The 7,316-nt window shown below is 38.7% G+C and carries 10 protein-coding genes and 1 riboswitch; of the genes, 9 read left to right on the forward strand and 1 reads right to left on the reverse strand.

Features of this window, described 5'->3' with window-relative positions; genetic code table 11:
- Nucleotides 1-85 precede the first annotated feature (85 nt).
- From GN217_RS06245 to GN217_RS18685, 6 genes are all read left to right on the forward strand, one after another.
- Nucleotides 86-442 carry a toprim domain-containing protein gene (locus tag GN217_RS06245; protein ID WP_156855809.1) on the forward strand — a complete coding sequence of 119 codons (357 nt, stop codon included), beginning with the start codon at nt 86-88 and terminating at the stop codon, nt 440-442.
- A 12-nt stretch (nt 443-454) separates the two neighbouring features.
- Entirely contained in the window at nt 455-775 is a 321-nt protein-coding gene (locus GN217_RS06250) for a thioredoxin family protein (RefSeq protein ID WP_156855810.1), read from the forward strand.
- Nucleotides 776-827: 52 nt separating this feature from the next.
- Nucleotides 828-929: riboswitch (SAM riboswitch) on the forward strand.
- 87 nt (nt 930-1,016) lie between these two features.
- Nucleotides 1,017-2,045: a methionine ABC transporter ATP-binding protein gene (locus tag GN217_RS06255; protein ID WP_156855811.1), complete on the forward strand. Its 1,029-nt coding sequence runs from the start codon at nt 1,017-1,019 to the stop codon at nt 2,043-2,045.
- Nucleotides 2,038-2,694 carry a methionine ABC transporter permease gene (locus GN217_RS06260; RefSeq protein WP_156855813.1) on the forward strand — a complete coding sequence of 219 codons (657 nt, stop codon included), beginning with the start codon at nt 2,038-2,040 and terminating at the stop codon, nt 2,692-2,694. Before GN217_RS06255 ends, GN217_RS06260 begins: the two co-directional genes overlap by 8 nt.
- Before the next feature lie 17 nt (nt 2,695-2,711).
- Nucleotides 2,712-3,587, forward strand: coding sequence for a MetQ/NlpA family ABC transporter substrate-binding protein (locus GN217_RS06265; protein WP_156855814.1), 876 nt, complete (start codon nt 2,712-2,714; stop codon nt 3,585-3,587).
- Nucleotides 3,588-3,814: 227 nt separating this feature from the next.
- On the forward strand, nt 3,815-3,955 hold the full coding sequence (locus GN217_RS18685) for a YuzK family famiily protein (protein WP_198042602.1): 141 nt from the start codon (nt 3,815-3,817) through the stop codon (nt 3,953-3,955).
- A 47-nt stretch (nt 3,956-4,002) separates the two neighbouring features.
- On the opposite strand, the gene GN217_RS06270 is transcribed toward GN217_RS18685, so the two are convergent.
- A complete protein-coding gene (locus GN217_RS06270; RefSeq protein WP_156855816.1) occupies nt 4,003-4,686 on the reverse strand; it encodes a DUF421 domain-containing protein in 684 nt (227 codons plus the stop codon).
- Between the two features lie 235 nt (nt 4,687-4,921).
- Here GN217_RS06270 and GN217_RS06275 point away from each other — a divergent pair, with 235 nt between their 5' ends.
- From GN217_RS06275 to GN217_RS06285, 3 genes are all read left to right on the forward strand, one after another.
- Nucleotides 4,922-6,184: a hypothetical protein gene (locus GN217_RS06275; protein WP_156855817.1), complete on the forward strand. Its 1,263-nt coding sequence runs from the start codon at nt 4,922-4,924 to the stop codon at nt 6,182-6,184.
- Between the two features lie 21 nt (nt 6,185-6,205).
- A complete protein-coding gene (locus tag GN217_RS06280) occupies nt 6,206-6,355 on the forward strand; it encodes a hypothetical protein (protein WP_156855818.1) in 150 nt (49 codons plus the stop codon).
- A 127-nt stretch (nt 6,356-6,482) separates the two neighbouring features.
- On the forward strand, nt 6,483-6,947 hold the full coding sequence (locus GN217_RS06285) for a KGG domain-containing protein (RefSeq protein WP_156855819.1): 465 nt from the start codon (nt 6,483-6,485) through the stop codon (nt 6,945-6,947).
- Nucleotides 6,948-7,316: the final 369 nt, after the last annotated feature.

Genomic DNA, 7,316 nt, shown 5'->3' on the forward strand with positions numbered 1-7,316 from the left:
TATACAATAAAACAGTATAGTCAGCCTCCTTTCTTTCATATGCTATAATAGGTGGATGATTTGATCGGATAAGGAGTGGCAGGGTATGATAGCGCACGAAACCGAAAAAGTTATTATTGTGGAGGGGTTGACAGATAAACGTAAGATAGAAGAAATTCTAAGCGAAGAAGTCACGATTATTTGTACAAACGGCTCACTAAGCGTCCATTGGTTTGATGAGCTGTTAGAAACATATAACTTAGATGAAAATGATGTCTACATCTTTGTCGATGAAGATAAAAATGGCTTGAAACTACGAAAACAACTGGCACGGGAACTCCCTCATGCCGACCATATTTATATTAGCAGGGATTACCGTGAAGTCGCAACTACCCCTTATAAAATCCTTGCCTCCTTACTCGTTGCAAAACATTTTTCAGTACGACCAACATTTTTATATTAGTCAGGTGAGTCTATGCAGAAAGTAATATCAAAACAGCTAAAGAAAGATTCTTACTTATTATATATTTATTCGCCATTTTGTGGCACATGCCATATCGCTAGGACGATACTTGAAAAAATTGAAGACATTCATGGCGAAGAAATATTTTATGAAATGAATGCCAATTTTGAAGAAGCTTTCTTACACGAACATAAAATAGAGAACGTGCCTTGTTTATTAATTAAGGAGAATAATGAAGTAAAGGAGAAAGTGTATACTTTCTATTCTACCGGTAATATTTATCGTTATCTTTTCGAATATAAGCCTGAGCTCTTCGCTGGGGAAAGCTATTGACAGCATAACTCAACTCATGCTATGATTTCTTTATGTTAATTGAATAGGTATGCTCTTATCGAGAGCGGTGGAGGGACTGGCCCTGTGAAACCGCGGCAACCTTCAAAGTCGTTTGAAAGGTGCCAATTCCTGCTAATATCTTGATAGATAAGAGAACAAGAAATGCAACTATAGGTAAAAGCGTCTTTCTGTTCTCGAATAGAAAGACGCTTTTTTGATTTATTTGGAAGGAGATAGTACGTTGATTTCCATTAAAGGTTTAAGGAAGCAATACGTTACAAAAGAAAGGCAAATCATTGCAGTTGATGATTTGGATCTGGATATAAAAGAAGGAGAAATATTTGGCGTTATTGGTTATAGTGGTGCTGGTAAAAGTACCTTCATCCGCTTGCTCAATCGGTTGGAGGAGCCATCAGGTGGATCAGTAACAATAGGTGATAAAGACATAACACGTTTGAAGAAAAATGATCTCCGCATTGCACGCCAAGATATTGGAATGGTGTTTCAACATTTTAATTTACTATGGTCGCGGACTGTGGCAGAGAACATTGCATTCCCGCTTGAAATTGCTGGAGTGAGCAAAACGGAGCGTAAACAGCGGGTTCAAGAATTGATCGACTTGGTCGGTTTAACTGGTCGGGAAGATGCTTATCCATCTGAATTAAGTGGTGGACAAAAACAGCGTGTCGGTATTGCTAGATCACTGGCGAACAAACCGAAACTATTACTTTGTGATGAAGCGACATCTGCTCTTGACCCGGAAACGACAACATCTATTTTGGATCTACTCGTTGACATCAATGAAAAGATGGGACTCACAATTATTCTGATTACCCACGAAATGCAGGTCATCCGGAAAATTTGCCACCGGGTTGCTGTTATGGAAGAGGGAAAAGTAGTGGAAATGGGAGATGTCCTCGATGTTTTCCTTCATCCGAAACAACAAATAACAAAGAAATTTGTTAGCCAGGTGATGGGAAATGCAGAGGAAGAGGATGCGATCCCAAGTATGCTGCAAGATAATCCAGAAGGAAAGCTCATCAAACTGCAATTTATCGGAGAATCAGCAAACAAAGCTTTAATCAGTCAGCTTGCGAAACAGTTTGCCATCGATATCAATATTATCCAAGGCAAGATTACGAATACGAAGACCGGAAGTTACGGAACATTGTTTGTTCAAATTACTGGTGAGGATGCGGAAATTGACCGTGCTATTCTCTATGTTCAAACGAAAACCTCCGTGGAATTGGAGGTCATCCTAAATGTTTGAAAATGTGAATATGGACGAGCTGTTAACAGCGACTAATGAAACTTTTTATATGACAAATATTTCGCTATTAGGCACCTTGGTCATCGGAATACTTCTTGGATTATTACTATTTCTTACAGCAAGAGGCGGTATTTGGGAAAATAAAGTCATTAATGCAATAACCGCATCTGTTGTCAACGTATTCCGTTCGATTCCGTTTATAATATTGATTCTGTTATTATTTCCATTTACAAATTTCCTTATTGGGACGATTCGAGGACCAAGTGCTGCGCTACCAGCGCTAATTATCGGCAGCGCGCCATTTTACGCTCGGCTTGTGGAGATTGCGTTCCGGGAAGTTGATAAAGGTGTCATTGAAGCTGCAAAATCAATCGGTGCGAAGACGAGTACGATTATATTTAAAGTATTGATACCTGAATCCTTACCAGCTCTCGTATCAGGGCTGACCGTTACAGCTATTGCACTTATCGGCTATACCGCGATGGCAGGAATAATTGGGGCAGGCGGTCTTGGAGATTATGCTTATTTCTATGGTTTCCAGCGCCGGAACTTTGATCTTGTGTTTATTTGTACGATAATAATTTTGATCATTGTATTTATTATTCAATTTATTGGAGATTTCATTACCAATAAAATAGATAAAAGATAAAAAGGAGAGGAATAAAGATGAGAAAGTTTCTAGGATTAATTCTACTATCATTCATTCTGTTGCTGGCTGCATGTGGTACAAGTGGAGAAAAAGAAGATACCGCAAATGGTGCAGATGATACAGATAACACCGCTGGAGAAGAAGCCACAGAACCGGTTGATATCGTTATTGGCGCATCAAGTACACCCCATGCCGAAATTTTAGAAGAAGCTAAGCCGTTGCTTGAAGAGGAAGGAATCAATATAACAATCGAGATGTATCAAGATTATGTATTACCGAATGAGGACTTGGAATCGGGTACGCTCGATGCGAACTTCTTCCAGCATATTCCGTTCCTCGATCAAACAATTGATGACACAGGGTATGATTTAGATTATATTGATGGAATCCATATTGAACCGATGGGTGTTTACTCGAAGAATATCACATCACTTGATGAGATTGAGGATGGTCAAGAGATTATCATCAGCCGTTCCATTCCTGACCATGGACGTATTCTTTCATTATTTGAGCAACAAGACTTGATTACATTGGATGAGAGTGTAGAGAAATCTACGGCAACAATTGATGATATTGTAGACAATCCATTGAATCTAACATTCTCACCAGATGTGGATCCATTGTTATTACCAGAAATGTACGAGTCGGAGCCGGATGCATTAGTTGCAATCAACACAAACTATGCCATCGATGCAGGCCTGAATCCGCTAGAAGATGCGTTATTCATTGAAGACGAGAATTCAGAGTATGTAAACGTCATCGCCGTCCGCAGTAAGGACAAAGACAATCCTGCGTTCCAAACATTAGTTGATGTTTTACAATCGGAAGAAATCCAAAACTTCATCTTAGAAAATTATGATGGGGCAGTTGTTCCGGTTGGCGGAAGCAATTAAAATTTGTGAAATCGGTAGTAAAAGGAAGCATAAGCTTAAATGTTTATGCTTCCTTTCTTTATATTACAGCATCGTTCATTTCCAGTTAAATACTCCACCCTATACGTTTATTTCTCCTTTGAGCAGGGTAGCGTTATTGTGTTAACCTTTTAATGTAGAAAACAAAGGAGTGGTTTATTATTAATTCGGTTAATAATGAGTATTATACGCAAGAAATGGAGAAGGCAATGAACGAATATCATAAAATGAGCATTGCCGAATACGAATCGAATTTAGCAAACCGAATGAAAGTAGAGCGGAAACGCGAACGGGAATATCAGGAATCAAAACAAATCATCGCTGAAATTGACAATCAGCTTGGATACTAAAAGAACAGAAGACGGGCCTACTTGGTCTGTCTTCTGTTCTTTTTAGCTCATACCTCATTCATCATACCGCGAATTGTAAAGCCGTCATTTTTAGACCATTCCGCGTAATAGATTTTACTGATTTCGGTATAGCCTAACTTCGCAAGTTCTGACTTTAGCCATGTTTCACTTTTTCCGATTTTTTCTAGTATTGTTCCTACTATTTTCCCTTCATCAATCACTAGATAGCTAAGGGCTGCTTCTTTTGGTTGGATGGAAAGCATTTCTGCTGTGACTGGTACGGATCGTTCATACTCTAACACACTCAGCTGTCCGCTTGGCTCGAGTATTCCATATTTCACTTCATTAATTGAGAAAATGCCTTGTTGCCTTAGCATTGTACGCAACTGTTCCGATTCAAGCTTATTCTTTTTCAAAGCTTTTATATCGAGTTCACCATCATGGATAATGACGGTAGGTTCTCCTTTTACTGCTTGCCTTGTTATATCGAATTTCTGAACGATCTTTTCAATACTGTAAATGAGAAGGGACCATAAGGCAATGGCTGCCAATACTTGCCAAACAGTGACTTTGTCATCATAAACCGATTCTTCGAGCAAGCCTCCGAGTACAAGGATATATACAAAATCAAATGGAGTAATTTGAGATAGTTCTTTCTTTCCTAACAAACGGACTACAATCAGTAATGCGAGTAAACCACAGATTATTTTTATTGTCATCGATGTCGCCATACTTGTTATTCACCTCTGCTTTATTTTTTTAATTGTAATACCCTTTATTGAACGAACTAATCTACTAAGTTGAATATATCGCTGCTTCCGTTTTCCACTTGGGTGACACGGGTAAGGAATACATATAAAGTGAAACTTCATTCAGTGGGGATCCTTACCGTTTCTTACCTCCCCACTGAATGTTAGTTGAATAGAATCAGGGATTTACAAATAACCAATAAAGGAGCATTCGAAAATGACGGCTGAAGTGGCAGTACTGAATAAACAAGGAATCGCAATGGCTGCAGACAGTGCAATAACAAGCGGTAGAGAAGGTGTACAAAAAGTATATAATACGGCCAATAAATTATTTTCATTATCGAAAGAACATTCAATTGGAATCATGATATATGGGGCTGGGTCCTTTATGGAAGTTCCTTGGGAAGTCATTATCAAAGCGTACCGGAATAATCTCGGGACAAAAAAGTTTCCGAATGTAAAAGATTATCTCCATGATTTCTTTTGCTTTTTGGATGAAGATGAACAGTTCAGAGATAAATATGTCGAAGAAATTATTGTGTATCGTATTTTTTCCGATAATCTAAAACGGATAGTCAAAGAAGTGGAAGAACGAATGGCAAGAAAAGAGCATATGGAGGAGGGGGTCTCGTCCGAGCGGGTTACCAACTGGCTTGGGGAAGCTACTCGTCAACTAATTAAATCCTATCAAAAAGAAGAAAATAATTTTATAGAGATGGAAGAAAATGCTTTTAAAGAACGCTTTGGTTCGGTAGTTATTGAAATAATCGATGAACTGATTAAATATGATGTTCCGGCAGAACTGACAGAGCAGTTTTACAAATTAGCTTTTGAAGCTGTTCGGAAGGACTATTTCAGCGTAGGGAGTACTGGATTTGTAATTGGCGGATATGGAGAAGAAGATATTTTTCCACGTCTATTAAATTATAGATTGGAAGGATTTATCTTTGGTCAACTGAAATATAAGAAATTAAAAGATAAAAAAATTAGTTATACGACGGATAAAGATGATGGTACAGCCACGATTACCGCATTTGCTCAAAGAGAAATGGTTGACTCCTTCATAAGCGGTATCGAACCGAATATGGAAGATCTTATATTTAATATCATTTCGGGTGTATTGAGAAATTATCCTGAAGAAATTCAAAAACGTCTATCACTCGATTTTACAAAAGAACAAGTTAAAGACTTGAAAGTAATGGGTAGAGAAATGTATGAGTCTATAGAAAGTGCTATTACAGAATACCAGGAAAGGAATTATATTGAACCCCTACTTGGTGTTGTCCGTTCCTTGCCAAAAGAAGAGCTGGCAGATATGGCGGAGGCCCTCGTCTCCTTGACGACATTTAAACGCCGAGTAACGAGAGCGACCGAATCAGCAGGACCGCCAATTGACGTCGCGATTATTACAAAGGGAGACGGTTTCATCTGGATGAAACGGAAGAATTACGTTGATGAGGAAATAAATGCCCATTTATAGCATTGGAAAGGAGAGAGTGACATGCTGCCTAAGGATAATGATTCAAAGAAGAATGCTTATTTTCAGCTGCCGCCGGAGGACCGGATGGAGTTTGAACTAGAGGATAAAGAGAAAAAAGAAAAAGAAATTGCCGTCGAAAAGGTCTACGATAAGTTGAAGAAAAATAAATAGATGTTACAAATGTTACAAGTGGAAAACAACTCTATTAAATGTCGTTTGTTGGGTTTAACTTTAATAAAATGTGGAATCTAAAGTAATGTACGAGCAAGAATTATCATCATGAAAGGAGTTTTTACAAATGGTTAAAAACAACAATAATGGTAAGATGTCTCGTGAGCAAGCAGGAAGAAAAGGTGGTAAAGTAACTTCAAGAAACCACGACCAAGATTTCTATGAAGAAATTGGTCAAAAGGGTGGCGAGGCTACTTCACAGAACCATGATCAGGAATTTTATGAAGAGATCGGTCAAAAAGGCGGGGAAGCTACAGCGCAAAATCATGACCGCGAATTCTATGAAGAAATTGGTCAAAAAGGTGGCGAGGCAACTGCACGGAACCACGACCGGGAATTCTATGAAGAGATCGGTCAAAAGGGAGGAGAAGCTACTTCCCGAAACCACGATCAGGAATTCTATGAAGAAATTGGTCAAAAGGGTGGCGAGGCAACTGCACGGAACCATGACCAAGACTTTTATGAAGATATTGGTGAAAAAGGTGGAAAATCTCGAACACGAGAGCGCCGAAACAATAATAACAACAAATAATTTAAATTATTTACACTCCACTTAAGGTGAAAAAGCGCAGCAGTCCATTCGGTACTGTCTGCGCTTTTAACATGTTTTACATAACTTACGAACGATATCTTCTGGGGGCAGCAAGCTACTTTAGAGGGGCGCAACAGTGTAGGGATAGCAACATCATGTTGTAAAGTTGCTAAGCTTACCTTAAGAAGTGTATTGTTGGTGAAAAGCTTCTACTTAATCCAAAAGAACCCCACGGCTTTAACCGTATGTGTAAAATAGTTCTCGGTGGGATTTCTGCAAAATCCTAGTCAAAAAAGAAGAGGCACTCTATCATAAATGTATGCATACCAAAGCAAATACATCATAGAAAGAGGCCTCTTCATGGATACT

It is taken from the genome of Oceanobacillus sp. AG, from assembly GCF_009746545.1.
GTDB classification, from domain to species: domain Bacteria; phylum Bacillota; class Bacilli; order Bacillales; family Amphibacillaceae; genus Oceanobacillus; species Oceanobacillus indicireducens.